The organism is Cellulophaga sp. Hel_I_12 (assembly GCF_000799565.1).
Taxonomy (GTDB): domain Bacteria; phylum Bacteroidota; class Bacteroidia; order Flavobacteriales; family Flavobacteriaceae; genus Cellulophaga.
On the sequence record NZ_JUHB01000001.1, the window covers coordinates 669,563 to 695,209 of the forward strand.

Annotated in this window: 25 protein-coding genes; 8 read left to right on the forward strand and 17 right to left on the reverse strand. The window is 34.8% G+C overall.

Going from position 1 to position 25,647, the window contains the following annotated elements; all coding sequences use genetic code 11:
- The first annotated feature begins 37 nt into the window (after positions 1-37).
- Positions 38-1,714, forward strand: coding sequence for a hypothetical protein (locus GQ45_RS03140; protein WP_047415023.1), 1,677 nt, complete (start codon positions 38-40; stop codon positions 1,712-1,714).
- A gap of 201 nt (positions 1,715-1,915) precedes the next feature.
- The gene (locus GQ45_RS03145) at positions 1,916-2,326 is read left to right on the forward strand and encodes a hypothetical protein (RefSeq protein ID WP_047415025.1); all 411 of its coding nucleotides are present in this window, start codon (positions 1,916-1,918) and stop codon (positions 2,324-2,326) included.
- A 54-nt stretch (positions 2,327-2,380) separates the two neighbouring features.
- Here GQ45_RS03145 and GQ45_RS03150 read toward each other — a convergent pair whose 3' ends face one another.
- From GQ45_RS03150 to GQ45_RS03165, 4 genes are read right to left on the reverse strand one after another with little or no spacing between them, the layout of a single operon-like run.
- A complete protein-coding gene (locus tag GQ45_RS03150; RefSeq protein ID WP_197056903.1) occupies positions 2,381-2,965 on the reverse strand; it encodes an NTP transferase domain-containing protein in 585 nt (194 codons plus the stop codon).
- Positions 2,966-2,973: 8 nt separating this feature from the next.
- Positions 2,974-3,984, reverse strand: a complete 1,011-nt coding sequence (locus tag GQ45_RS03155) for an XdhC family protein (RefSeq protein ID WP_047415029.1) — start codon at positions 3,982-3,984, stop codon at positions 2,974-2,976.
- A gap of 27 nt (positions 3,985-4,011) precedes the next feature.
- A complete protein-coding gene (locus tag GQ45_RS03160; protein WP_047415031.1) occupies positions 4,012-6,174 on the reverse strand; it encodes a xanthine dehydrogenase family protein molybdopterin-binding subunit in 2,163 nt (720 codons plus the stop codon).
- A gap of 24 nt (positions 6,175-6,198) precedes the next feature.
- The gene (locus GQ45_RS03165) at positions 6,199-6,660 is read right to left on the reverse strand and encodes a (2Fe-2S)-binding protein (protein WP_047415033.1); all 462 of its coding nucleotides are present in this window, start codon (positions 6,658-6,660) and stop codon (positions 6,199-6,201) included.
- A 230-nt stretch (positions 6,661-6,890) separates the two neighbouring features.
- Between GQ45_RS03165 and GQ45_RS03170 the strand changes: the two genes are divergently transcribed.
- From GQ45_RS03170 to GQ45_RS17960, 3 genes are all read left to right on the forward strand, one after another.
- Positions 6,891-7,991 (forward strand): VWA domain-containing protein, encoded by a 1,101-nt coding sequence (locus GQ45_RS03170; protein ID WP_081980958.1) that lies wholly within the window; start codon positions 6,891-6,893, stop codon positions 7,989-7,991.
- Between the two features lie 137 nt (positions 7,992-8,128).
- Positions 8,129-8,956 carry an OmpA family protein gene (locus GQ45_RS03175; protein WP_047415037.1) on the forward strand — a complete coding sequence of 276 codons (828 nt, stop codon included), beginning with the start codon at positions 8,129-8,131 and terminating at the stop codon, positions 8,954-8,956.
- Positions 8,957-9,164: 208 nt separating this feature from the next.
- Complete coding sequence (locus tag GQ45_RS17960) at positions 9,165-9,335, forward strand: hypothetical protein (RefSeq protein ID WP_156125339.1); 171 nt, start codon at positions 9,165-9,167, stop codon at positions 9,333-9,335.
- Positions 9,336-9,338: 3 nt separating this feature from the next.
- On the opposite strand, the gene GQ45_RS03180 is transcribed toward GQ45_RS17960, so the two are convergent.
- The 3 genes from GQ45_RS03180 to GQ45_RS03190 form a co-directional block, all read right to left on the reverse strand.
- Complete coding sequence (locus tag GQ45_RS03180; protein ID WP_047415039.1) at positions 9,339-10,829, reverse strand: M14 metallopeptidase family protein; 1,491 nt, start codon at positions 10,827-10,829, stop codon at positions 9,339-9,341.
- Positions 10,830-11,049: 220 nt separating this feature from the next.
- A complete protein-coding gene (locus GQ45_RS03185) occupies positions 11,050-11,709 on the reverse strand; it encodes a peptidoglycan recognition family protein (RefSeq protein WP_047415041.1) in 660 nt (219 codons plus the stop codon).
- Positions 11,710-11,899: 190 nt separating this feature from the next.
- Entirely contained in the window at positions 11,900-12,361 is a 462-nt protein-coding gene (locus GQ45_RS03190) for a 3D domain-containing protein (RefSeq protein ID WP_047415043.1), read from the reverse strand.
- Positions 12,362-12,461: 100 nt separating this feature from the next.
- On the opposite strand from GQ45_RS03190, the gene GQ45_RS03195 reads away from it, so the two are divergent.
- Entirely contained in the window at positions 12,462-13,790 is a 1,329-nt protein-coding gene (locus GQ45_RS03195) for a serine hydrolase (RefSeq protein WP_047415045.1), read from the forward strand.
- Positions 13,791-14,162: 372 nt separating this feature from the next.
- On the opposite strand, the gene GQ45_RS03200 is transcribed toward GQ45_RS03195, so the two are convergent.
- From GQ45_RS03200 to rpsA, 8 genes are all read right to left on the reverse strand, one after another.
- A complete protein-coding gene (locus GQ45_RS03200) occupies positions 14,163-14,777 on the reverse strand; it encodes a DEAD/DEAH box helicase (protein ID WP_047415047.1) in 615 nt (204 codons plus the stop codon).
- A gap of 269 nt (positions 14,778-15,046) precedes the next feature.
- Positions 15,047-15,889, reverse strand: a complete 843-nt coding sequence (locus GQ45_RS03205) for a 1,4-dihydroxy-2-naphthoyl-CoA synthase (protein WP_197056906.1) — start codon at positions 15,887-15,889, stop codon at positions 15,047-15,049.
- 201 nt (positions 15,890-16,090) lie between these two features.
- On the reverse strand, positions 16,091-16,735 hold the full coding sequence (gene pdxH, locus GQ45_RS03210; protein WP_047415049.1) for a pyridoxamine 5'-phosphate oxidase: 645 nt from the start codon (positions 16,733-16,735) through the stop codon (positions 16,091-16,093).
- 92 nt (positions 16,736-16,827) lie between these two features.
- Entirely contained in the window at positions 16,828-17,736 is a 909-nt protein-coding gene (locus GQ45_RS03215) for a ribonuclease Z (protein ID WP_047415051.1), read from the reverse strand.
- A gap of 136 nt (positions 17,737-17,872) precedes the next feature.
- A complete protein-coding gene (locus GQ45_RS03220; RefSeq protein WP_047415053.1) occupies positions 17,873-18,205 on the reverse strand; it encodes a hypothetical protein in 333 nt (110 codons plus the stop codon).
- Between the two features lie 6 nt (positions 18,206-18,211).
- Positions 18,212-19,138 carry an aspartate carbamoyltransferase catalytic subunit gene (locus GQ45_RS03225; protein WP_047415055.1) on the reverse strand — a complete coding sequence of 309 codons (927 nt, stop codon included), beginning with the start codon at positions 19,136-19,138 and terminating at the stop codon, positions 18,212-18,214.
- An 11-nt stretch (positions 19,139-19,149) separates the two neighbouring features.
- Complete coding sequence (gene pyrR, locus GQ45_RS03230; protein ID WP_047415057.1) at positions 19,150-19,710, reverse strand: bifunctional pyr operon transcriptional regulator/uracil phosphoribosyltransferase PyrR; 561 nt, start codon at positions 19,708-19,710, stop codon at positions 19,150-19,152.
- Between the two features lie 292 nt (positions 19,711-20,002).
- On the reverse strand, positions 20,003-21,823 hold the full coding sequence (rpsA, locus tag GQ45_RS03235; protein ID WP_047415059.1) for a 30S ribosomal protein S1: 1,821 nt from the start codon (positions 21,821-21,823) through the stop codon (positions 20,003-20,005).
- A gap of 243 nt (positions 21,824-22,066) precedes the next feature.
- Here rpsA and GQ45_RS03240 point away from each other — a divergent pair, with 243 nt between their 5' ends.
- Positions 22,067-22,447: a LysM peptidoglycan-binding domain-containing protein gene (locus GQ45_RS03240; protein ID WP_047415061.1), complete on the forward strand. Its 381-nt coding sequence runs from the start codon at positions 22,067-22,069 to the stop codon at positions 22,445-22,447.
- Between the two features lie 192 nt (positions 22,448-22,639).
- On the opposite strand, the gene GQ45_RS03245 is transcribed toward GQ45_RS03240, so the two are convergent.
- Positions 22,640-22,822, reverse strand: coding sequence for a hypothetical protein (locus GQ45_RS03245; RefSeq protein ID WP_047415063.1), 183 nt, complete (start codon positions 22,820-22,822; stop codon positions 22,640-22,642).
- A gap of 141 nt (positions 22,823-22,963) precedes the next feature.
- On the opposite strand from GQ45_RS03245, the gene fumC reads away from it, so the two are divergent.
- Entirely contained in the window at positions 22,964-24,361 is a 1,398-nt protein-coding gene (gene fumC / locus GQ45_RS03250; RefSeq protein ID WP_047415065.1) for a class II fumarate hydratase, read from the forward strand.
- A 78-nt stretch (positions 24,362-24,439) separates the two neighbouring features.
- On the opposite strand, the gene GQ45_RS03255 is transcribed toward fumC, so the two are convergent.
- Positions 24,440-25,327, reverse strand: coding sequence for a hypothetical protein (locus GQ45_RS03255; RefSeq protein ID WP_047415067.1), 888 nt, complete (start codon positions 25,325-25,327; stop codon positions 24,440-24,442).
- Positions 25,328-25,647 lie beyond the last annotated feature (320 nt).

The following is a 25,647-nucleotide window of genomic DNA, read 5'->3' on the forward strand; positions in this document are numbered from 1 at the left end:
AGAGGACTACAATTATAATCAAGAAAAAAAGTACATCATGAAATTAACCAATGCTATACTCCTTCTTTTAGTTGTGATGATGATGAGTTGTCAAACCAAAATGGAAGAAAAAAATAAAGAAAACCAATCCAATACAGAAAAATTTACAACGAAAGATTATGCAGATTTAGTAGCCTTATTTAAGGATTGGAGAACCTTTGAAAAACCACCATTACGGGATACGGCTCCGGACTATACTGTCGAAACCTTTGACAAACGATGGCCAGGGTTTAAAGAATTACAATCGCGATTGCAAGGCATTGATACAACGAAGTGGTCTGTAGAAAATAAAGTAGATTGGATGCTCGTCTGGGCCGAAATGAATGGCTATGATTTTAATCATCGTATTTTAAAACCTTGGACTCGTGATCCTGCTTTTTATAAATCGGTATGGTCTGAAAGAAGTGATGTACCAGCTCACGAGGGTCCCACACATCATGGTACTACAGAACTATGGACATATACTTTTCCCTTGTCCGCCCAAGAAAGACAAAGATTCTTAACAGATCTAAAAACCATTGCACCCTTAAATACTCAAGCCAAAATTAACCTAACAGGCAACGCTAGAGATTTATGGATTACTGGAATAAGGGATATTCAATCGCAGCGTGATGTACTCAACGCCTTAAAAAAACAAGCTGATATAAAAGATGATGCCGAAATAATGGCAAGTATCGATGAAGCCATAAGGTCTACAAATGATTTTGTTTCTTGGCTCAAGGATGAGTCTCATTCTAAAGATGGTCCTTCAGGGATAGGGAAAGACAATTATACCTGGTATTTGCAAAATGTACACTTAGTTCCTTTAACTTGGAATGATGAGGTGATGCTTCTAAAACGTGAGCTTGCGCGCGCATGGTCTTCGTTGAAATTAGAGGAGCACAGAAATAGAAACCTACCCGAATTGGTCGATGCAGGCTCCCCGGAAGCTTATGATACAATGGCAGATGCCGCTGCCAAAAGTTTAATTAATTTTTTAGAGCAACAAGATATCATTACAGTAAAACCCTATTTTGATCCTGCCTTACGGGAGCATTTGGGTGCTTATGTGCCGAGTGAAAATCGAAACTTCTTTTTGATCGGCGAACACTTCGATCCTAGACCTTTATATTCTCATTTTTACCATTGGTTTGAATTAGCCCGTATGGACCTTGAGCCACACAAAAGTGAAATAAGAAAAGGTCCCTTACTTTATAATATTTTCGATTCTAGAAATGAAGGGACGGCCACTGCGGTGGAAGAAATGTTTATGCAAGCTGGCCTTTACGATGATAGCCCAAGAACCAAAGAGATTGTATACATCATGATAGCCCAACGGGCAGCCCGAGGTTTAGGTTCCTTATATGCCCATGCCAATGAAATGACCATGGAGCAAGCTGGGGGCATTCACAGCGAATATACCCCTCGCGGCTGGATGAAAACTGAAAAAGAATTACTCATTTTTGAGCAACATTTATATTTACGACAACCTGGGTATGGAACTAGCTACATAACAGGTAAATATTTATTAGAAAATACATTGGCTGATTATGCTAGGCTTCAAGAAGTAAAGGCTCAACCCTTTCATTTGAAAGATTTTTTTGATACACTAAATAGTATTGGGAACATTCCTATTTCCTTAGTAAATTGGGAAATGACGGGCTCAAATGAGCCATTGAAGAGGATTACAAATTGAAAAAACATATCCGATTTTAATCCAGGCTTAAAAAAGTAAAAGAGCTGTACGCTTTAGAAGTTATAGAAATAAAAGCCTAAAGTATGTTTTGATATCTGAACAGCAATAAGCCATTTTTATTTTTCCTATCTAGGTACTTCAAAAACACAGCTAGTGTAAAAAATCATACATAAATTTTACCTTAAACTTAAAAATTAAAATATGAGCATAAAAAATGCCACTATTAGCAAAGGGTTTATTATTGCCGGATGCATGAATGCCTCAGTTTTAATCTTTTCCAGATTCTTTACGAATTCAACAATTCATGAATTTGACCCTGAGGTAATGTCTAATTTTGGCTTAGTCATGATTCTGATTTGGGGATTAGCCTATATGGCTGTTGCAAAAAATTATCATCACGTAAAATGGCTTGTTGGCGTTTTTGCTTTGGAAAAATTAATTTATGGCTGCGTTTGGAGTTTTTGGCTTTATAATCATCGCATTTCAGACGTATTTGAACAAGATACCATGGCAGGATTGTTTTATGCTATGTATGGCCTCAACGATTGGCTGTTTTTTATTTTTTTTCTACTAGTTTTCGTATGGCTATTCAAATCAAAAGATGAGGGCTAAAGTCCATTTTTCTTTAAATAGGGTATTTGATGAGTGCTATGTTGTTTATAACACCTAGACCTTAAAGTTGTTTCTTAGCCTTTCATACTCCTCCCAAGTATCAATATCTACCGATTTTTCTTTGGGATCGAAACAGACTACATTTTTGGTGTTTATGAGATATTTGGCCCCTGTATCTCCAGTTAAGTTTACTAAGTCATCAAAATATTCCTTAGCAAAAATTGCAGGCACACCATTGTTATTTGGGTATTTCGTAGCGACTATTTTTGTGGTATCGGCTTCATACTCCCTTAGCATTCCCTTTAGATATTGGGCGTCTATTAAAGGCTGATCTGCTAAAATTAGAAGAACCGCGTCGTAAAAATTTAGACTACTTAAATGAGTAACTCCAAAAGCAATGGAGGAGCCTAAACCATTTTTCCAATGTTCATGTTCAAAAATTGTGATTTCCTCTCCCTTGATATGCGGTTTAATAAGGGCTGCGTTAGCGCCTAAAACGACAAAGACATGGTGTTTAGTTACTTTTTTAGCTTGGGCTATTGCCTGACCAAACAAGGTGGTGTTCTGCCAGGGTAGTAATTGCTTCACCCTATCCTTCATTCTAGAAGAAGTACCTGCTGCTAAAATTAAAATAGCCACTTTTTGCATTAGTCCAAAATTCCTTTATTCTTATCTTTTAAAGATTTTGGCACTTGATCTCTCGTGACTGCTAATATTTCTGACAAAATAGAAACTGCTATTTCCTGAGCGCTAATGGCACCTAAATTAAGCCCTGCTGGGCCATGTAGTACATCAAAAAAACTGGGGTTAACCTCCATGGCTTGCTCTAAAAGATCTGCTAGAAGCTTCTCGCGTCGCTTTGAAGAACCCAACAAACCAATATAAGCGGGTGTGGTATCTTTTAATGCCATTAAAAACAATAGATCTTTGGCGTAGCTGTGATTCATCAACACAATGGCTGTCTGATTGTCTATGTCTGTACCTTGGTACTGGTCTGGGGGTAGCACTACTAATTTCGAAATACCTGGAAAATTTTCTATTGTTTTTTCTTCCAAAGGATGCGCAATGACATGTACGTCCCAACCTAAATGGCTTGCAAAACTGCATAATTGTACCGCATCATGTTCAGTACCAAAAATTAGCAGTCTAAAACACGGTAACATGCGTTGTTCAAAAACTTTTAGCTCTGTATTTACGGCATGTTTTATACTTACAGGAAGTGTTGTTGTCTGAAACTGTACTCTAGTTCCAAAACCAATTTCACTGAGGTCTTCCTTTTTATAAAAGGAGGAAATTTTAAAATGTATTCTATCCTTAATAGTAGTGTTGAAAGTACTTATAAACAATTCACTTGGGGCAAAAGGTTCTATCAAAATGTACAGAATTCCTTCACAACCCAAACGAAAGCGACCGTCATAAGTCATAATTTTAGGAATATCAAGTTCGAAAACGCTGGCTGCCTGTCGTATGATTTCCTTTTCTACACAACCCCCGCTAACGGCACCTACCATGTTTCCATTCTCTAATAACAACATGCGAACGCCTGGTTTCCGATAGGATGAACCATCAAGGGCGACAACAGTTACTAAAAGCGATTTTAGGCCATTTTTTTTAGCTAGTTGGTGTTGTTCTACCAACTGTATAAACTCATGCGTCATGTAAAAATTCTTTCGAAATGTTCAAAATTACCCAATAATTTCCTGTGGCATTGCTTTGAGTAATTCTGGATATTTTGAAAAAGGCTGATTCAATAATCGTTTCCCTGTAGCCGCTTTAAAAGCATTAGCCACAGCCGCTCCTGCCGGCGGTAACGTTGGTTCACCTAGTCCTGTTGGTTCAAAACTATTCTCCATTAAATGAACATCAATTTCAGGAATTTCATTCATTCTAATCAAGCGATACCTATCAAAATTTTGAGCATTGGGTTTACCTTCTGTAAACGAAAAATCGCCATACATCGCATGACCAATGCCATCAATAATACCCCCTTGTATTTGGTTTTTTGCCCCTAGGGGATTTACCACAATACCACAATCAACAACACAAGTCACTTTTTTAACAACAGGCATTCCATTTTCAATTTGAACATCTGCCACTTCTGCCACGTGTGTATTATGACAATAATAGGCCGCAAAACCTTGGTAGGTATTTGCCTTATTTTTACCCCAATCTGACTCTTTTACTGCTTTTTTTATGACCGCTTGCATCCGTTCTGGAGAATACTGAATGCGCTCGTCTGTAGTGCCTTTAACTTTTTCGAGTAAATCTAAACGCAACTGAATTTTATCTACTTGCATAGATTCTGCTAATTCATCAAAAAAACTTTGCTCTGCAAAGGCCAAAAAGTTAGTGTAAGGTGCGCGCCATGCGCCCGTAGTTATATTACTTTGATAATTAGCCACATCGACCTGATAATTTTCTATGGATCCAGCCGGAAAAAAATTAGGGATTAAGCCGTACATGTTGCTGTTGATAGCCGCCTCTTTAAGCTGATAACCTGTTATTACGCCATCTTTAACAGAGGCTTTAATTCTGTATTTGATGGCAGGACGATAAATTCCATCGGTCATGTCATCTTCTCTGGAGAAAACCACTTTTACAGGTAATTTTGAAAGATTTGCAATTTGTGCTGCTTCTACCGCAAAATCGCCATACAAACGTCTTCCAAAGCCACCACCCATCCTTGTCATTTCTAAATGAACGTCTTCAAAAGGACGTTCTAACTTTGCTGCAATTCCTTTGGCTGTGCCTTCTGGAGTTTGAATGGGCCCTACTAAATGAATTTTTTCAGCAGTGACATAGGCAAAAAAGTTCATCGGTTCCATGCAATTGTGTGGTAAAAAAGGCGACTCGTAAGTGCGCTCTAAAACCATATCTGCTCCTGCAAAAGCCTTAGTGATATCACCGTCTTTCCGAAGGGTTTTAAAGGAATTTCCATCCAGTAAATTCATTAATAAGCTGTCGTGATCTTCGGTACTTTCTAAGTTTGTATCAGTTAACCATTCTGCTTTAAGTGCTTTTTTCGCCTTCATTGCGGTCCAAGTATCTTTAGCTAAAACCGCTATTTTATCTTCAAAAGAAATCACATCTAAAACTCCTGCAACTGCTTTGGCCTCTTCGGCATCGAAAGACGCTAATTTTTGACCAAAAGCGGGAGGTCTCAACACAGAAGCATAAACCATTCCCTCGGTCTTATAATCTAGACCAAAAAGAGGTTTGCCCGTAATAATTTTATCAATATCAACGTTTCTTGCATCCGTGCCAATTATTTTAAAATCGGCAACATCTTTTAAAGCCACATTATCGGGAACTTCTAATTGTGCCGCTTCTTTGACGACATCACCATAACCTAATGTTTCTCCTTTTGCATTCGTAATAACACCTTCGCTGGTAGTACATTCACTGGCATCAACACCCCATTTTGCGGCGGCGGCATTGATTAACATTTGGCGAGCGGTAGCTCCTGTTTGCCTAAAAGGCTCCCAAGCTAGGCGAATAGAATTACTCCCCCCCGCAAATTGATTTTTGTAATTATCAGTATCTAAAAGTCCTTGTTGTACAAACACGTTATCCCAAGCAACATCTAACTCTTCTGCGATAAGCATAGGCATAGAAGTTTTTACTCCTTGCCCAATTTCTGGATTGGGAGAGAATAAAGTGACCATGCCGTTGTCCGCGATTTTTATAAAGGCATTAAAATCATTGAAATTTAATTTTGAAATATCAATAGGTGGGGTAACATTATCTTTACAAGCTGTAAAAAAATTAAAACCGATTAACAATCCACCACTGGCTAAACTTGATGTTCTTATAAAAGCTCTTCTATTAAAACGTATTGAGGATGACATAGTACTTTTTTTTAAGTTGAAATATTAAACCATTTTCTTAGCAGCTACTGCTACCGCTTGATGTATTCTGGTATAAGCTGCACAACGGCAAATGTTGCCATGCATGGCATTTTTAATTTCTTGTTCTGATGGAGACGTATTGGTTTTTAAAAATGCCGCTGCTGTCATCATTTGTCCTGATTGACAATAGCCACATTGTGGAACGTCAACTTCTTTCCATGCTTCTTGAACAGGATGCGAACCATCTTCAGATAAACCTTCGATGGTAGTGACTTCTTTACCCTCTACTTGTGCCATAGTGATACTACAACTTCGAACAGCACTTCCATCTAAATGTACGGTACAAGAACCACATTGCGCAATTCCACAACCATATTTAGTGCCTACAAGATCTAAATGATCGCGTAAAACCCATAATAATGGAGCATCTTCGCTAGCTTCAACGCTGGTAGTTTTACCGTTTAAACTCAATGTGTATGTTGGCATGATTTCATTTTTTTTAGTGAGAATATATTAATTTAGCCTTAGCAAGATATTGAAAATATTTAGGAAATTATGACTTATTTCATAGAAATCGCTATGCTTTAACATTAAACGATAATTTAGAAAGATGAAAATAGCATTAGTATTAACATTGTTTAACATTTTTTATTCAAAACAATTATAATTTTGTTTTAAAATAAGCGTTAAACTCTTGAACTATTAAATAGATGAAAATGAAATTAAATATGAAATCGCTCTTATATGCTTTAAGCCTTATTTTTCTTATTTCCTGCGGAAACGCCGAGGATGATGTTTTTTTTAACGGAGGAGGAAATACAACTGGCACTGACTTAGGGCAAGGAAAACCTGTAGATAAATGTCTAGATTTAGGCACAAACCAACTTACACTATCGATACAAGATCAATTTACGACCTTACCTGGCAAGGTATCGGTGTTTTTTAGGGTATCAGACACCGATGGAAATCCTATATCTGGATTAACGGCAAGCCAATTTACGATCTATGAGCAAGGAAGAAACGATGCTTGTTTCAATAGAATTTCTACTTCTGAGTCAAAAGAAAGAATTTCACCAAATGCACAGATTTTTAATAATAATACTTTATTAGTTTTAGATTTAAGTAATAGTGTACTAAGTAGTAGTTTACAGGAATTAAAAACAGCCTCCGTAAGTTTTATCAATAACGTGATGCCAAGCACCGAAAGCCCTGCTGTTAAAATGGCTATTTATTGGTTTGATGGAGAAAATAAATTACACTTATTAAATGCACTTACCTCTTCTAAAGATCAGTTAGTCTCTGCTATTAATGGCATTACAGATACTATAAGTAAAGATCCTTCCACTGATTTATACGGGGCAGTGATTAAAGCCACGGATATTGCTGAAAAATTAATTAACGAAACCAAAAATAGAGATGTGATTGGCGCAGCATCCGTTGTTATTTTTACGGATGGTACGGATCAGGCTTCACGTTTTACCGAAAAGGCAGCCTTAGATAAAGTGAAGAACGCGAACTTAAATATATCGTTCTTTAGCATTGGTTTAGGTGGCGAAATTAATACGGATGTTTTAAAGAGTATTGGAAAAACAGCAAGTGTTTTTGCGGGGAACAAGGCCGAATTAGAAACTACCTTTAATAATATCTCTCAATTAGTGTCTCAACGTGCTAACAGTTTTTATCTTTTTGAATATTGCAGTCCAAAGCGCGATGGTAGTGGAGATAATAATCTAGTCATCGAGGTGAACGCCAATGGAAAGAAGGGTGCGGTCCAAACTAAGTTTAGTGCCAATGGCTTTACAGGTGGTTGTGAGTAAATCACTTTTTAAGACAAAATAAAAAAGGCTATTCGTGAGAATAGCCTTTTTTTTGTAGTTGAACGTCTTTTTTTATCATTTCATCGTAAATAGTTCTAGAGAATACCTAAAATTTGAATTTATTTAAAATTAAAAAAATGAAAAGATTATCAATTATTGCCGTAGTAAGCCTAGTCGTATTTAGTTCTTGTGTCTCCAAGAAAAAATACGTGGCATTAGAGTCTGACTTAAATGACACTAAAAGTAGATTAACGAAAACTCAAGTTGAAAAAGAAGACTTAGAGTCAAAAATGGCTAAAATTGAGGCACGAGTAGCGGACTACAATGAAAAAATCAACTCTTTAAAAGAAATTAATGACAATCAACTAACTTCTGTTAATGATGTTGCTGTTATGAGTAATAACACGAAAGGAAAGATGAGAAAAACATTAAGTAAGGTAGATCCGGCTCTTTTAGCCAATGCGACTACTTTAGAAGATTCTATTAATGTTGCTATATCTTACAATCTTAAAAAATCTATTGCTGATGACGAAGATGATGTCAATATCAATATTGACAAAACAGTCGTGATGATTAATATTTCGGATAAATTACTTTTCAATAGCGGAAGTTATCAGTTGAGTTCAAAGGCAAACACCATTCTTCAGAAAATTGCAGAAGTTATTAACTCTGAGCCTAGTATGGAAGTAATGGTAGAAGGTCACACAGATGCCAAAACTATTAACACACCAATGTTTCAAGATAATTGGGATTTAAGTGTCAAAAGAGCTACCTCTGTAGTGCGTTTGCTTCAAAATAAATACAATGTTGCGCCAGAAAAAATGATTGCCGCAGGGCGTAGTAGTTTTATGCCCTTAGTTGAAAACGATTCTAAAGAAAATAGGTCTAAGAATAGAAGAACTAAAATTGTTATTATTCCTAATTTAGATAAGTTTTTTGCCTTATTAGATTCTGATACCTTGTAAAAAACAACTATAAAACTATGCTAAAACAGGGCTGCAATTTTGCAGTCCTGTTTTTTTTATACCAACACGGCATTAAAAATAAATTGATCTAAGTAGGGTTTTTAGCCTTTAAATTGTTATATTACAAAGGAACCCTAAGTCTTTTTTAGGAACATAACCATCCAAAACCGCTATAGAAGAACATTTAAAATTATGAGTTATGTATGTCATGAATCAATTAATAGAACAAAGTGTGTTACAAGGAATGCCTTCCTGGTTAAAAGCCCTTGCTATCGCTATTTTGCTAAGCGTCATTAGTTTAATACTAATTACGCTAATCATGCTTTTAAAGGATGGCGCAACGACGGTAGTCAATTATGGTTACCTTTACAATAATTAATTTTTATTTTATAATTAATGCATTTTTAAAAAAGCCTTCTTTCTCCAATAAATGGATAAGAAATCCATTGACCACAGCATATTCTAATACGCCATTTTTTTCTAAGAAAAATGTTGGGTTTATACCAACATTTAATCGCAAATTTTCAGCTGCTTTAAACTTTGTTGTTACCATATGTACTGGTAATGGAGAAGCTACTAAATCTTTCGGTATTGTTTCAACGGGTACATACACAAAGCCTTTCTTTAAAAGTTGCATAGCATCAAGTTGCAAGAACTCTGAACTTGTTTTTAAAATTTTTGGATAAACTTTCCCTGCTTTTACGGTATATCCCTTTGCATTGAAAGTATCGTACCCGTAAAATGTAGATAAATCGCCTTGATCAGAAATTGTGCTTCGATACCAAAAATCAGCATTTCCTTTTTTATCTATTTCATTTCTATGAATTCCCAAATCTAGCGTATAGATTTCTCCTAATAAGGAATAACTAAGATTTTCAATTTTTAAATCGAATAATTTCCTGTCGTTCTCAGGAATTTTTTCGTAATCAACAATGTCAATATTTTTATAACTACCGTTTGAAATTGTATAAATAGCAGATAAAATAGATACATAATTTAATTTTCTGATTTCTTGCTTTTCAGCATCTCTATAATACCCTCCAGATTCAATTAATATGGCACTTGTCCCCCATTTTTGAATATTATCTCCAAAAGCTCTAGGCTCAAAATCATCATTATACCTGCCCACTTGCCCTGGAGCATATTTTTGAATAATACTATTCATAAAAACAATAATTTTCATCGCATTGCCACGCACCTCATTGATATCTTTTTCGTAATTAAAAGCGGGCGCTAAATAGGAAACCGTTGCTGGTTTATTTGTATTTTCCGCGTTGTAGTAGGTACTTTGATCGTGTAAATTAAATCCAAAATCAGCATCTAAACTATCACGAACCTTCTTTAAGGTTCTTCCTTCTGGAGATTGCAAATCAAGAGCATCACGATTAATATCAATGCCTAAGGTATTTCTTCTTGTAAATATTTCTGCTCCATCGGGGTTTAGCATGGGCAAAAAATGAAGTGTCACGTTGCTTAATATGTCTTCTTTTTCAGTCTTAAAATCATCACTTTCTAGAAAATTTAAAATATCGAAAATAGCCTGCGTAGCCGTTGGTTCATCACCATGCATTTGAGACCATAGAAAAACACTAGTAGCTCCAGACCCTACGCTGATTAGAGATAATGAACGCCCTTCTATGGAGGTACCTACGTTTTTCACTGTATATCCTTCCTTAGTTTTAAATTGTTGTATTAAGGCTTGAATATCGTCATGTTTTATTCTTCTTTTATTTAAAGATGGTTCTTTAAATTTATCGTAAGTATCATATAATGCTGAAGTGATATCACTTTTTGGATCAGAAGAAATTACTTTTTCCTGACATGATAGGCTTGTTATGATGGTCAAGCTTAAGATGAAAACTATTTTTTTCATGGTTTTTTAAGTTTTGTTTTGTTGGACTATAGTAGAACTATTGTTTTTTTATTTCTTGCAATTTTTAAAGAGACGCTGAGTTGTTTGAGCTAAGATTTGTCATCGCGTTTTGAATTTTTTGATGTAAAAATAATAAAGTACCAACCTATCCATTAAAATCTGGATTTATGGATCTGCCTAAGCGACTTTTGAATGCACTTCATAAAGGCGCCCTAAAGTTTTAATTTGTCGGCACTTGTCTAAACTCTAATTTTTTAGTGGCTTTGCGAACTTTTTTCATAAACCATTCTCCTGGATCTGTTTTGGTGGTTCTATAGTTCTCATTTTTTTCTAACCAAAGCTCGTGTCCCACAAAATTAGTGTATTCATAATGACCTATCACATACTCAATATCGTATTTCGAATTTAAATATTTTACAAGTTTAATATTCGCTTTTAATTGGGCTCTAGTTAGAGGGGTATCTTCAGTGCCTCCAACATTTTCTATGCCTATTGCCGCATGGTTTAAGCCAATTACGTGACGTGCCATAAGAGTTTCTGGCATCAATCTATAAATAGTACCATTTTGACCAATTAAAAAATGGGAAGACACGTTAAGCCCACTAACATTTTCTAAGTCAGGCCGCCAATTTGGTAGTTTTGTTTCATAAAAAGCCTCATATGATTTTTCAAGGCTAGCAATTGCTGTCCAATGTAATACAATTATTTTAGGAACAATTTCTATATGATCTTGAGTTATATCATACCTATTTAATAAATATTCTTTGGTTAATTGTTCTCTTTCTTCATTGAAAATAATGGGTTTATCCACAATTTTTTTTTCTATCCCACAGGAGGCTATTAAAAAAAATAGTACTAAAAAAACGGCTGGTTTATCCATATATCAATCTTGTCATATCGGTTCCTATGGCTAAAAAGGAATAGCTAATTTAAACAATTTTAGTTCCTAAAAAATAGCGAAGTACCTTCATAATTAAGGATTTTATTATGGAGCAAAGTGGTACCCAAATAAAACGACTATAGGCCATACCAAGAGATTATATTTGTGGCGCTAATTTTAAAATTCTATTCTATTTTTTAGGATCCTGTACACTACTAGAATCTTTTTCTGTTAAATAAAAAATAGTTAGTTTTTTTCTTCCCCATTCTCTGGCCATTTTTTTATCTTTTCCCATGTATACATCAATTTTATTTCGATGTCTATAGTGCATTTTATCTTTCACCAGAAAAGTATCGGGAAAGGTATCAATCCTAACCATGGTATTGTACGCCAAACCATTTCTCATTAAATCACGAGAAACAGCTATAACTTTCATGCCAGGTCTAAGGGTATCGCCCCAAGCGGCAATTGAAGGGTTAATGGCTGTGGTTTGTGAAGGCAATGAATTATACGCCGTCACTGTAACCTGTAAGGATTGCCAATCGTGAAGGTCTAATTTTTGTTTTTCTTGCTCCGCACAACTGATACCAAAAACAAGCCAGAGAAAAAGGCCTAAAAATTTAATGAATCCTGTAGAAAGCTTACGTATCATATCATCTAAAGTACGTTATTTTAATGTCTTATAAAAAAAGCTTTTGTAGATTTCATTTTAGCTAATTGAGTATATTTATCAAAATTAAAAATACAGATTGATGAAAATTATCAAAAGAATACTATTTATATTGGTTGTTGCAGTTGCGATTATCGCTTATTTCAATTATCCAAAGCTAAATTTAATCTCAGGCTTTGCCTCTAAAAATATGGCCTCAAGCGTATTTATTGCCGATAGGAGCCCCGAGGCTGTTCGCGATACGGATAATGATATCCCATTGGTGAAATTAGCTGAAGTAAGTGTTTCTGAAAATAGTGCTACAGGCAGTGTTTACGGACTTATGAAACGCACAAGTGTGTATCGAGAAGGCTTAGGTTGTGTGCTTGTTAACGAAGATTTTGATAGCACAAAGCCCTATTTAAAACCTAATAGAAATATTTTTAAGAACAACTTAGCTTTTCCCTACGGGGATACCATGCCTAAAGATACTGTCTACGAAAATGTAAACTATCCTAAACTAAATGCAGCTATTGCCAATAGTTTTTCGGATCCAGAAATTAAAAAAACGAGGACGGTTCTGGTGTATCATAAAAACCGAATTATAGCTGAAAAATATTTAAATGGATTTGATAAAAATACACCTATTTTAGGTTGGTCCACTACCAAAAGTATTATGGCTACACTTTATGGCATTTTAGAGTACCAAGGCCGTATAGATTTAAATAGTCCGGCGCCAGTTGTAGCATGGCAAAATGATGAACGTAAAAACATCACTTTAAATCATTTACTGCGGATGCAAAGCGGATTAGCTTGGGAGGAAGACTACACCAAAATTTCAGACGTTACGAAAATGCTTTTTTTAGCAACAGATATGACTACGGCACAAGCCGAGAAAGAGGCTATAGCAAAACCAACCGAGGTTTGGAATTATTCTTCAGGCACCTCGAACTTACTGACTGGAATTTTAAGAAAACAGTTTAAAACAACTCAGGAATATTTAGATTTTCCTTATGCCCAATTAATTGATAAAATTGGAATGCATTCTATGTTGCTTGAAGCCGATATGGCTGGTAATTATGTAGGCTCGTCTTATGCCTGGGCAAATACTCGTGATTGGGCTAAATTTGGTATCCTTTACTTAAATAAAGGTCTTTGGAATGGCGAACAGTTGTTTGATGAAAAATGGGTGAAGTACATCACCAAACCTACTGCACATTCTAAGGGTACCTATGGAGGTCATTTTTGGTTAAATGCTGAAGGCAAATATCCAGATGTACCTAGAGACATGTTTTCTGCAAATGGTTTTCAAGGTCAGCGTATTTTTATTATTCCCTCTAAAGATTTAGTCATCGTTAGAACCGGACTCTCTGAAGAACCCGAGTTCGATATGAATACTTTTTTAAGTGAAATTATCAGCGCTATTCATTAACATACGCCGAATACCTGTTCAGATCATGTTATGTAAAAACTAGCTTCACGAAATTATAAGTTTTTTGAAAAACAATGGCCAACTATTTGTAGGTATCAATTTTTTGTATCAGTAATTGTTGAATAGGATAATAACCCACCCTAGTAAATATCAGAATTCAAGGAATAAACCACATATATGAGCTACTACACAACAATAGTTTCGTAAACACGACTGACCTGTTTAAATTTACTTTGTATAAAAAAAGAAGTTAGTTTTTCATTTTCATATAGTGTTCTCGTAAAAAGAGCTTTGTCTACTTAGATAAAGCTCTTTTTTTATTTACCAACTAAAATTAGTAGTCTTTGCCTCCGAGAGGCCATCTGAAAAAAATTAAGCTAAAGTAAAAATTTCTGCATTGGCCATGAATGAATCTTGCATACGTTCCATGCGATTATCAAATTGCGTAGAAAAAACCACATACTGACATTTTTCTAAGCTCTCTGGCGTCCTCAAAAGATCAGAGAACGTACTTGCTTTTGATAAAAACTCAGCATCTTCAACCATAAAAAGCTTCAGCTTGCCTAAATTAATACTATTTAAGTAAAAAATCTTATTTAACCTTTTAGGGGTAGCGATGACCACATCTACTCCGTCATAAATATCGGCACGTTGATCTTCTATATTTTGCTCATCATAGGCACAATACACCCGAATAGACATTCTTTTAGTATATTTTTCAAATTCCGCTGCCATTGCTAAGGCCGATTTTTTGTCTTTTACAAAAATTAATGCCCTCGGTGCATCTTCAAATTCTTTGCACTCTAATTTTTGAAGTGTAGCAATTATAATGGCCGTTGTTTTTCCAGAATTTTCTGGTGCAATACCAAAAATACTTGCACCGCCTTTAATTTTTGACAATACACCTTTTTGAAAAGCCGTATAGCCTGTAATTTGATGCTCTGATAAAGCCTCTTTTAGTTCTGGTTGTAATTTTTTATAAGACATAAATAATTTAATTCAGTATGTTAAGTCATGGTCTTTACCAATAAATGGACTTTTACCACAACTTTTAGGATGTTGACAACAATTGTTATGGACTATTGTATTCCTTGAGTACCTTTACTATGTATTAAAAAAGAATAATAGTTTTTCATTTTCATATAGTGTTCTCGTAAAAGGCCTAATCTTCATTGATTAGGTCTTTTTTAATAAAGAGCCATCTGCAACATAATGGGTATTATTCTACACAAAACGGGATCCTAGCCTCGTTGAGCTTAAGGAATCCATTTGTTTTTACCAAAATCTGGTTTGCGTTTTTCTAAAAATGCATTTCTACCTTCTTTTGCTTCATCGGTCATATAGGCTAATCGTGTGGCTTCACCTGCGAAAACTTGCTGCCCTACCATACCATCATCCGTTAAATTCATAGCAAACTTTAACATTTTTATAGAGGTAGGCGATTTTTCCAAAATTTCTTGAGCCCATTCGTACGCCGTATCCTCTAATTTGTCATGTGGAATTACTGCATTTACCATGCCCATTTCAAAGGCTTCTTGTGCCGAATAATTTCGACCTAAAAAGAAAATTTCCCTTGCTTTTTTCTGCCCAACCATTTTTGCTAAATAAGCAGAACCATAACCGCCATCAAAACTCGTAACATCAGCGTCGGTTTGCTTAAAAATAGCATGTTCTTTACTAGCGAGAGTTAAATCGCATACCACATGTAAGCTATGCCCACCACCTACGGCCCAGCCTGGTACCACCGCAATTACGGCTTTAGGCATAAACCTAATTAAGCGCTGTACTTCTAATATATTTAAACGATGCATACCGTCTTCCCCAACATAACCTTGGTGTCCCCTAGCCTTTTGGTCGCCACCACTACAAAAAGAATAAATACCATCTTTTGTAGATGGCCCTTCTGCAGAAAGTAAAACAACACCAATGGAAGTATCTTCCTGTGCATCGTAAAAGGCTTGGTATAATTCGCTCGTTGTTTTAGGCCTAAAAGCGTTCCGTATATTTGGTCTATTAAAAGCGATCCGGGCTACACCATCACACTTTTTATAAGTAATATCTTCGAACTCCTTTACCGTTTGCCAGGCTATTTTTTTCATTTACGTATGTGTTTATTTCGATATTTAAAGCTGTTAACAACTTACTTATGTAAAGGTAAGCAAGTGCCAGAGCAAGAGCAAATGCCAAATTCACTTTAAAGTAAAAGAGTTTATGAATAGACAGGTTAAAATACTTTTAAATCTTTTGTAGCGATGGGTACCACAAAAAAAAATATGTATATACAAAGACTTAAATTTGGCTTAGGGTGCCAATCGGTCTATTTTCCAATCCAACTCTTCTAAGCTATACCTAATACGATCATGCAAACGATTAGGTCTTCCCTGCCAAAATTCTATAGAAACAGGCTTCACTATAAATCCGCCCCAAAAATCAGGTCGTAGTATTTCTTTAGATGCATAGGCAGCTTCTAATGCTTTTAGTTTGGATTCTAATACTTCTCTAGAGGCGATAACGCTACTTTGGTTAGATACGATAGCACCTAATTTACTGCCGTCTGGCCTCGATTCGAAATATCCGTCAGATAAGTTTTTAGAAATTTTTTCTGCTTTTCCTTTAATGATTACCTGACGCTCCATATTGGGCCAAAAAAAAGAAAGACAAACATTAGGGTTATGTGCAATGGCTTTTCCTTTTTCACTTTCGTAATTGGTATAAAAAATAAAACCTTCGTAGGTATATTTTTTGAGCAAAACCACTCTACTCTTTGGAAAACCATCAAGTCCAATCGTCGAAATGGTCATGGCATTGGGTTCATCAATCCCTTCTGACGCTTCAGTTTCATAAAACCATTTTTGAAAAAGCTCCATAGGGTTATCCCCTATGTTTGATTCTATAAGTTCGCTTTTATCATAGGTTTTTCTATAATTACCTAAATCTTTTTGCATAATTCATCCTATAAAGAACAGCTAACAAAGTTCAACAAAAGATAGCTAAACAAGAAGTATTTCATACAAATTCTCTTATTAATAATAAATTTTTAAGAAAAATCGAAAAGCTTACCGTCATCTGCTAAAAGCACCCTATCAAATATTTCCACGGCCTCTTCTTTGAAAAGCGCTATAGATGCATATCGTGTAGAATAATGTCCTAATATTAATTGACCAACATTCGCTTGTTTCGCAATTAATGCCGCCTCTTTTGCCGTAGAGTGTTTTGTTTTTGGCGCCAACTCTTTTTGAGATTCTAAAAAAGTAGCCTCATGATATAGTACATCTACCTCGGCTATTAAAGGAACTATATCTGGTTTATACGCTGTATCACTGCAAAAGGCATAACTTTTAGGTTTAGGAGGATCAAAGGTTAACGCTTCGTTTTTTATCGTTCGGCCATCTTCCAAAACAATGTCCTTTCCATTTTTTATGTTTTGAAAATAACATTTTTCAATGCCGTAAGCGTTCACGGTTTCAATATCCAAAGTTCTTGGAGCTAATTTTTCCCTAAATAGAAAACCGTTGGTATACACTCTATGGGCCAATGGAATAGTGACAACAGTCACCTTATCATCTTCATAAATTAAGGCTGATTTTTTACTGGTTAATTCGTGGAAAACAAGCTTATAATTAGTGTACGAGTTTCCTAATTTTAATAATAAAAGAATGGCTTCCTCAATACCTTTTGGACCATAAATATGCATTTCCGCCTCTCTACCTAGTAGCCGGAACGTAGAAATTAGCCCAGGTAATCCAAAAAAATGATCCCCATGTAAGTGTGAAATAAAAATATGATTGATTCTCGAAAAACGTATTTTATGCTTTCGTAATTGTACCTGAGTGCCTTCACCACAATCAATTAAAAACATATGGTTTTTAATTTCAAGTACCTGAGAAGTAGGGTTTGTTAGGGTTCGCGGTGTTGCCGCATAACAACCAAGTATGGTTAATTTCATTTTATTTGTTTCAGGTTTAGCGTTTAATGTTTCAGGTTTATCTGCCTTTTAGTCAAAATATAATAAGGTATAAAAGTGTAATAAATAAGAATATAAACAACCTTAAACTTGAAACAATATAAACTTGAAACCCTTTTTATAAACCAAGGTCTCGTTCTATTTCTTCCATTTCAATAATGTCCTTGGCTTCTTGAATGCTTGGTGCCAAACTAATTTCATCAGGCACATCATCATAAGAGACAATTTCCGTTACTAAAACCAAAGATTTATTGGCTTTTTTATGCGTATTTGAAAGTTCTAAAAATTCTAAAATATCATTCTTAGATAGTTTTGAGAAGGAGAAAAGATTAATAATCAAATGATCATGTTTAATCTTATGATAAGCATCATTCAAATTTTCTAAAAAAATTTTTAGCGTTGCTTTTTCTTGGTGAACAATCGTCGTTGTTCCATCTGAGTCAAAAATCATACGTTTCTATTTTATTTTTGAAGCTAATAAATAAATAACTGCCATACGAATTGCAACGCCGTTTTCTACTTGATTTAAGATGATAGATTGTTTGGAATCTGCAACATCACTCGTAATTTCTACACCTCTATTAATGGGTCCAGGATGCATGATAACAATTTCTTTATCAAGACTATCTAGTATTTTTTTTGTGACCCCATATTGTTGTGTATATTCTCTGGTCGTTGGAAAATAGCTAATATCTAAGCGTTCATTCTGAATGCGAAGCATATTGGCGACATCGCACCAGAGTAATGCTTTTTTAAGATTCGGTTCTACCGTGACACCTAACGATTCTATATGCTTTGGTATCAGTGTTTTGGGCCCACAAACTTTTACATTAGCCCCTTGTAATTTTAAAGCAAAAATATTAGATAAAGCCACTCTTGAATGAAGAATATCGCCTACTATGACGACATTTTTACCTGCAACATCTCCCAATTTTTCGCGAATAGAATAGGAGTCTAATAAGGCTTGTGTTGGATGTTCGTGTGCACCATCACCGGCATTCACAATAGATGCTTTTACATGCTTAGACAAGAAGATTCCTGCACCCGGGTTCGGATGCCGCATCACCACCATATCTACTTTCATAGACAGGATATTATTTACGGTATCTATTAAGGTTTCTCCTTTTTTTACAGACGATTGTGAGGCCGAAAAGTTAATAACATCTGCAGATAATCGTTTTTCTGCTAATTCAAAAGATAATTTGGTCCGGGTACTATTTTCGAAAAATATATTAGCGATGGTAATGTCACGTAGCGATGGTACTTTTTTAATAGAACGGTTGATCACCTCTTTAAAGTGATCTGCGGTTTCAAAAATGAGCTGAATATCTTGCTCTTTTAGATATTTTATGCCTAACAAGTGTTGCACACTTAACTCGCTCATAATTGAATTTTCTAGGTATTAGGTACTTCCGTTTTTGTATTCACTAAATATATGGCATCTTCCCCATCATTCTCTTTCCACATCACTTTTACTTTTTCATTATTTATAGCGTCTACTTGCCGGCCCCTATAATTGGGTTGAATCGGCAAATGCCTGCTAAATCTTCTGTCTATTAAGGTGAGAAGTTCTATTTCTAAAGGTCGCCCAAAAGATTGTATGGCCGTAAGGGCGGCTCGAATACTACGTCCGGTATACAAAACGTCGTCAATAAAGACTACGTTTTTATCCTCTATTAAAAAATTGATATTGGTTTTATTCGCCTCCAATGTTTTATCTCCCCTTCGAAAATCATCGCGATAAAAAGTAATGTCTAAAAACCCTAAGTCGATATGCTTTACGCCATAGTCTTTTTTCAATATATCGTTTAGGCGTTGCGCCAAAAAAATACCACGGGGTTGAATACCGATGAGTACTGTATTCTTAAAATCTAAATGATTCTCTAAAAGCTGACAAGCCAAGCGATGTAGGATGATATGTATCTCTTTCGAAGAAAGCAATAGTTTTTGACTCATACTTAATTTGTGTAATTACAAAAGTATCAAATTATATGTTAAAAATTGTCACTAAATTAATTTTCATTTGAAGTGTTTAGAAAACTACTTTTTAAACTTTTTTAATGTGTATTACTAAATCAATTTAAAATAGCATATCACATAATACACCTAATAATAAGATTAAAACCAAAAATATAGGTTTATAAGACCATGTATTCTAATGTGCACCTTATGCTATTCAGAAAAAATATCACAAAAAAAACCCGAACAGATGAATGTTCGGGTTTTTAAAATATGATGAAATAAAGGATTATTTCTTTCCTTCCATTTTATCTTTTAAGGCTTGTAAAGCTTCGTTAGCGTCACCTAAAGTTGGTTTTGCTTCATCAGCTTGTGCGGCCGCTTTCTTAACAGCAGCTTTTACATTACGTTGCTCTTCTTCTTTAAATAAAGCAGTATGACTTGCTACAACTCTCTTGAATTCTTTATTGAATTCAATAATTTTAAATTCAGCTGAATCACCTTTACCTAATTTAGAACCATCTTCTTTTTCTAGATGACGGGTAGGTACAAATGCTTGTATATCTTCATTAAAATCGATCGTTGCTCCTTTATCCACTACTTCTGCAATCGTTGCCGTATGCGTCGTGTCTAAAGCAAATTCTTTTTCGTACTTGTCCCAAGGATTATCAGTAGTTTGCTTGTGACCTAAAGATAATTTACGTCCTTCAACATCTAATTCTAATACTTCAACTTCTAATTTATCACCTACAGTTACAAATTCTGATGGGTGCTTAATTTTCTTAGTCCAAGATAAGTCAGAAATATAGATTAAACCGTCAATACCTTCTTCTAATTCTACGAAAACACCAAAGTTAGTAAAGTTACGTACAATACCTTCATGCTTAGAACCTAAAGGATATTTAGTAGTAATATCAGTCCAAGGATCTGGAGTCATTTGCTTAATACCTAATGACATTTTACGATCTTCACGATCCATTGTCAATACTACAGCTTCAACTTGATCACCAACTTTTACGAAATCTTGAGCAGAACGTAAATGCGTTGACCAAGACATTTCAGAAACGTGGATTAATCCTTCTACACCTTCTGCAACTTCAATAAATGCACCGTAGTCAGCAATAACCACTACTTTACCTTTTACTTTGTCACCAATCTTAATTTCATCAGATAAAGCTTCCCATGGGTGCTTTTCTAACTGCTTAAGACCTAATTGAATTCTTGATTTGTTATCATCAAAGTCAAGGATTACAACATTTAATTTTTGATCTAATTCAACAACCTCATTCGGGTGGTTAATTCTAGACCAAGAAAGATCTGTAATATGAACTAAACCATCAACACCACCTAAATCAATAAACACACCGTAAGAAGTAATGTTTTTAACAACACCTTCTAACACTTGTCCTTTTTCTAGTTGACCAATGATTTCTTTTTTCTGTTCTTCAATATCAGCCTCAATAAGAGCTTTGTGAGATACCACTACGTTTTTAAATTCATGGTTGATTTTCACTACCTTGAATTCCATAGTTTTACCTACGTACTGATCGTAATCTCTAATTGGCTTCACATCAATCTGAGAACCTGGTAAGAACGCCTCGATTCCGAAAACATCGACAATCATACCTCCTTTAGTTCTACACTTCACAAAACCATTAACGATTTCTTCCTTATCATGAGCAGCATTTACTCTATCCCAAGCCATAATAGTTCTGGCCTTTCTGTGCGATAGTACTAATTGTCCACTTTTATCCTCACGGATATCGATAAGCACCTCAACTTTATCACCAACTTTTAAATCTGGATTGTAACGAAATTCATTCAGTGAAATAACACCTTCTGATTTTGCATTAATGTCGATAATAGCTTCACGGTCTGTAATATAAACTACAGTTCCTGTTACTACTTCTTCATCCATAGTATCTACAAAATTCTCTGCAACTAATGTTTCAAACTCTTGGAGTTTTTTATCATCAACTTGCTCAATACCTTGTTCGTACTTTGTCCAGTTAAAGTTTTCTAAAAATTCTTGAGGATCTTGTACAGGTGCCTGTACTTTTGCTTGAGTAGCCTCTACAGTTACTTCAGCTTCTTTTTTGTCTTCAGCCATTGCTGATTAATAATTTGTATTTTGCAGTCTTACAAGAGTTCAACTAATACTACAAAAGAATTATACATTATTTTTTTTGACCTTTTTCTCTTGTTTCGTTTAAAAAGGAGTGCAAAATTAAACATTTTTTATGAGATTACCTACATATTGATGGTCAATAATATATAAGGACTTTTCCCTACTATTATTTATCAATAATTAGTACCTTTAAGACTATTATTAATCATTAAACATAGAAAAAATATGAGTGTTAAAGCTAAATATCAGGGCGTTTTACAGTTAGGAGAGCAACTTGGAATTAAGAACGGAGATATATCAGAAGAGTCAGGAGTATTAAAAATTAAAGGTGAAGCTGCAACTCCTCATGAAAAAAACCTTATATGGGATAAAATCGAGGAACTTGGCGGTGAAAATGCCAAAGACATAAAAGCTAATATCACCGTGACTGACGATTCTGTGTACCACAGACATATTGTGAAAGGTGGAGATTCATTAAGTAAAATTGCCAAACATTACTATGGCGATGCCATGAAATATAAACAAATTTTTGAGGCGAATACAAATATCTTAAAAAATCCAGATGTAATTCATCCAGATCAGGTTTTAGTAATTCCTAACCTATAGGACTCTTAAAGTTATGAACACATAAAAAACGTCTGAAATCCTTTTCAGACGTTTTTTTATGCATCACAAGTTTCGTTTGTATTGTACTATTTTTAAAGACTACAATGCGCTAATGCTTCAAAAGGACCATCAAAAAAAAAGACTGTCTTTTACAGACAGTCTTCAATAGTATATGCAACTTATAAAAAAGTGTTAATCTTGCTTTGCTTCAAGTTTTGCTTTTTTTGCTTCTTTTCTTTCTTTCAAAATCTCTAAAATGTTACCACCTACCCAATAAGGGATAACAAAGGTCAATAAAAAAATCATAAGCCAAAAACCTATGGTTAAAATGGTTATAAAAGCTATAAATCCTAAATATTGGTCAAATTCAAACATAATATATTATTTATGCTACAAAGATAGTTTGAAAATGATGAATTCTACAAATGAAAATCAAAAAAAATCTATAAAAATATTCCATTCGATGTAAATAAATTGTGAATACAATATCTTTGTAACACATTTAAACAAAGCATTATGAGTTATAGAATAGAAAAAGATACAATGGGCAAGGTTGAAGTTCCTTCTGATAAATACTGGGGAGCTCAAACAGAGCGTTCCCGCAATAATTTCAAAATTGGTGCCCCTGCATCTATGCCTTTAGACATTGTCTACGGTTTTGCTTATTTAAAAAAAGCTGCCGCGTACACCAACGAAGAACTGGGCGTACTGACTAAAGAAAAAAGAGATTTAATCGCTAAAGTTTGTGATGAAATTTTAACAGGCAAACACGATGATCAGTTTCCTTTGGTTATATGGCAAACAGGTTCTGGTACTCAGAGCAACATGAATGTAAATGAAGTAATTGCTAATCGTGCCCATGAACTTGCAGGCAACGTTATTGGAGAAGGTGATAAAACCATTCAACCTAATGATGATGTGAACAAATCGCAATCGTCGAATGACACCTTTCCTACTGGCATGCATATTGCCGCATATAAAAAAATAGTGGAAGTCACCATTCCTGGTATCTTACAATTAAGAGATACCTTACAAAAGAAGGTGGTTGAATTTAAAAATGTTGTAAAAATTGGTCGCACCCATCTCATGGATGCTACGCCACTTACCTTAGGGCAAGAATTTTCTGGATATGTTTCTCAGTTAGATCATGGAATAAAAGCACTTCAAAACACTTTACCGCACCTTTCTGAATTGGCGCTAGGCGGCACTGCCGTTGGAACAGGGTTAAATACGCCTGACGGTTATGATGTTTTGGTAGCCAAATATATTGCTGAATTTACAGGATTGCCATTTATTACCGCAGCAAATAAATTTGAAGCTTTGGCTGCACACGATGCGATTGTTGAAAGCCACGGTGCCTTAAAACAATTAGCAGTTGCTTTAAACAAAATTGCAAATGATATTCGAATGATGGCTTCTGGTCCTCGTTCTGGTATTGGAGAAATTATTATTCCTGCAAACGAACCCGGCAGTTCTATAATGCCCGGAAAAGTAAATCCTACGCAGTGCGAAGCTTTGACTATGGTTTGCGCTCAAGTAATGGGTAACGATGTTGCCATTAGTGTTGGTGGCACTCAAGGTCATTATGAATTAAATGTTTTTAAACCTATGATGGCGGCCAATATTTTACAATCCGCAGAACTTTTAGGGGATGCTTGTGTTAGCTTTGATGTAAATTGTGCTGTAGGTATTGAACCTAATCACGAAGTCATTAAGCAGTTATTAAACAATTCTTTAATGCTTGTGACGGCCTTAAACACTAAAATTGGGTATTATAAAGCAGCAGAAATCGCCAATACAGCCCATAAAAATGGAACTACCTTAAAAGAAGAAGCCGTAAACTTAGGCTATGTAAGTGCTGAAGATTATGACGATTGGGTAAAACCAGAGGAAATGGTTGGCAGTTTAAAATAAAACTATTTGTATAGGTATAAAAAAAGGGGGCATCACACTAGTAATGCACCCCTTTTTTAGTGAATAGATAATATTTTATTATTTTAAAGCAAACTTACTTGTTCCTAATAATTTAAGTTTATTATCATAAACATTGACCATATAGTTTCCTTTTTGGAAATCTCCAGCTGGTTTATTTATAAAATCACAAACATCTAAAGTTTTGTTTTCGTAATAGAACGCTGTTGCTTTGCTATAGGTTACAGAAGCTCCAGAATCAGCAGATTTTGAAAAACTTTCTCCTAAAACATTCCCTTGAGGATCTAAAACTTCAATATAAAATTCCTTATCTCCTGCTTGTGCAATAGCATTGTTTGTTAAGGTAAAACAAACTTTAAATTTATCTGTTGAACCAGCTCTTTGCGTAGAAACTAATTTTCCACTATTACGTTCCTTTACCGCATCTACAGATAATTTTGAAATATTTAAAGCAGAACCTCTTTCAACAGCATTTGCTAATTGTGTATTTTGAACTACTAAAGAGTCATTAAAAACAGTTTGTTTTTCTAATTCAACAAAAGTACTATCTCTCTGCATCACTAAGGCACTGTTAGAGCGTGTTAAAGAATCTACTTTTCTAATTAATTGCTGTCTTTCTTTAGTTAAAATACTTACTTGACGTCTGTACTTTCCTAAAGCCGCAATATCTAAACGCATTGTTTTTACCGAATCAATATACTTTGCAATATTGTCTCTTGCCGACACTAATTCGTCATTGGTAAGATTACTTTCTAAAATAGCTTTATCGTATTCCGAACGTAAACTTGTCAAATCTTCTACTACCAACTCTTTCTCCTTGTTGAGTTGTATGGTATTGTCTTGTTTTTCTTTATACAGGCTTACTGTATATATTACCAAACCTACCAACAATACTAGTAATAGACCTGCTACTACTTTTAAACCGCTATTACTTTTAGTTTCTGTCATAATTTAAAAAAATTAATTGTTCCTTTTTTAGTTTTCTTCTCTCGAAGTGTTTGTTTGTATTTCATCTATATACGTACTAATTTAACATTTAGATTTTTTGTTAAAAATTAGTTGGTTCGAAATCCTATTTTTTTCTAGTTCTATCAAGTGCAGCAATGCCTTTTTGCTCATTCCCTATCTTTCAAAAAAATATCATAGGACTGCTAGTGCACATATAATTCTTCAAAAAATAAAGCAATGACTTGTTTTTAAAATTAGTGCTAAGTGTTTTTTTTCCAAATACACTACCTGGAGGTCCAAATGGCAGCCATAAATGCATA

Bases quoted from the DNA above. Each gene is read 5' to 3' on its own strand.
- GQ45_RS03140 (WP_047415023.1), top strand. From the start codon at position 38: ATGAAATTAACCAATGCTATACTCCTTCTTTTAGTTGTGATGATGATG.
- GQ45_RS03145 (WP_047415025.1), top strand. From the start codon at position 1,916: ATGAGCATAAAAAATGCCACTATTAGCAAAGGGTTTATTATTGCCGGA.
- GQ45_RS03155 (WP_047415029.1), bottom strand. From the start codon at position 3,984: ATGACGCATGAGTTTATACAGTTGGTAGAACAACACCAACTAGCTAAA.
- GQ45_RS03160 (WP_047415031.1), bottom strand. From the start codon at position 6,174: ATGTCATCCTCAATACGTTTTAATAGAAGAGCTTTTATAAGAACATCA.
- GQ45_RS03165 (WP_047415033.1), bottom strand. From the start codon at position 6,660: ATGCCAACATACACATTGAGTTTAAACGGTAAAACTACCAGCGTTGAA.
- GQ45_RS03170 (WP_081980958.1), top strand. From the start codon at position 6,891: ATGAAATTAAATATGAAATCGCTCTTATATGCTTTAAGCCTTATTTTT.
- GQ45_RS03175 (WP_047415037.1), top strand. From the start codon at position 8,129: ATGAAAAGATTATCAATTATTGCCGTAGTAAGCCTAGTCGTATTTAGT.
- GQ45_RS17960 (WP_156125339.1), top strand. From the start codon at position 9,165: ATGAATCAATTAATAGAACAAAGTGTGTTACAAGGAATGCCTTCCTGG.
- GQ45_RS03180 (WP_047415039.1), bottom strand. From the start codon at position 10,829: ATGAAAAAAATAGTTTTCATCTTAAGCTTGACCATCATAACAAGCCTA.
- GQ45_RS03185 (WP_047415041.1), bottom strand. From the start codon at position 11,709: ATGGATAAACCAGCCGTTTTTTTAGTACTATTTTTTTTAATAGCCTCC.
- GQ45_RS03190 (WP_047415043.1), bottom strand. From the start codon at position 12,361: ATGATACGTAAGCTTTCTACAGGATTCATTAAATTTTTAGGCCTTTTT.
- GQ45_RS03195 (WP_047415045.1), top strand. From the start codon at position 12,462: ATGAAAATTATCAAAAGAATACTATTTATATTGGTTGTTGCAGTTGCG.
- GQ45_RS03200 (WP_047415047.1), bottom strand. From the start codon at position 14,777: ATGTCTTATAAAAAATTACAACCAGAACTAAAAGAGGCTTTATCAGAG.
- GQ45_RS03205 (WP_197056906.1), bottom strand. From the start codon at position 15,889: ATGAAAAAAATAGCCTGGCAAACGGTAAAGGAGTTCGAAGATATTACT.
- pdxH (WP_047415049.1), bottom strand. From the start codon at position 16,735: ATGCAAAAAGATTTAGGTAATTATAGAAAAACCTATGATAAAAGCGAA.
- GQ45_RS03215 (WP_047415051.1), bottom strand. From the start codon at position 17,736: ATGAAATTAACCATACTTGGTTGTTATGCGGCAACACCGCGAACCCTA.
- GQ45_RS03220 (WP_047415053.1), bottom strand. From the start codon at position 18,205: ATGATTTTTGACTCAGATGGAACAACGACGATTGTTCACCAAGAAAAA.
- GQ45_RS03225 (WP_047415055.1), bottom strand. From the start codon at position 19,138: ATGAGCGAGTTAAGTGTGCAACACTTGTTAGGCATAAAATATCTAAAA.
- pyrR (WP_047415057.1), bottom strand. From the start codon at position 19,710: ATGAGTCAAAAACTATTGCTTTCTTCGAAAGAGATACATATCATCCTA.
- rpsA (WP_047415059.1), bottom strand. From the start codon at position 21,823: ATGGCTGAAGACAAAAAAGAAGCTGAAGTAACTGTAGAGGCTACTCAA.
- GQ45_RS03240 (WP_047415061.1), top strand. From the start codon at position 22,067: ATGAGTGTTAAAGCTAAATATCAGGGCGTTTTACAGTTAGGAGAGCAA.
- GQ45_RS03245 (WP_047415063.1), bottom strand. From the start codon at position 22,822: ATGTTTGAATTTGACCAATATTTAGGATTTATAGCTTTTATAACCATT.
- fumC (WP_047415065.1), top strand. From the start codon at position 22,964: ATGAGTTATAGAATAGAAAAAGATACAATGGGCAAGGTTGAAGTTCCT.
- GQ45_RS03255 (WP_047415067.1), bottom strand. From the start codon at position 25,327: ATGACAGAAACTAAAAGTAATAGCGGTTTAAAAGTAGTAGCAGGTCTA.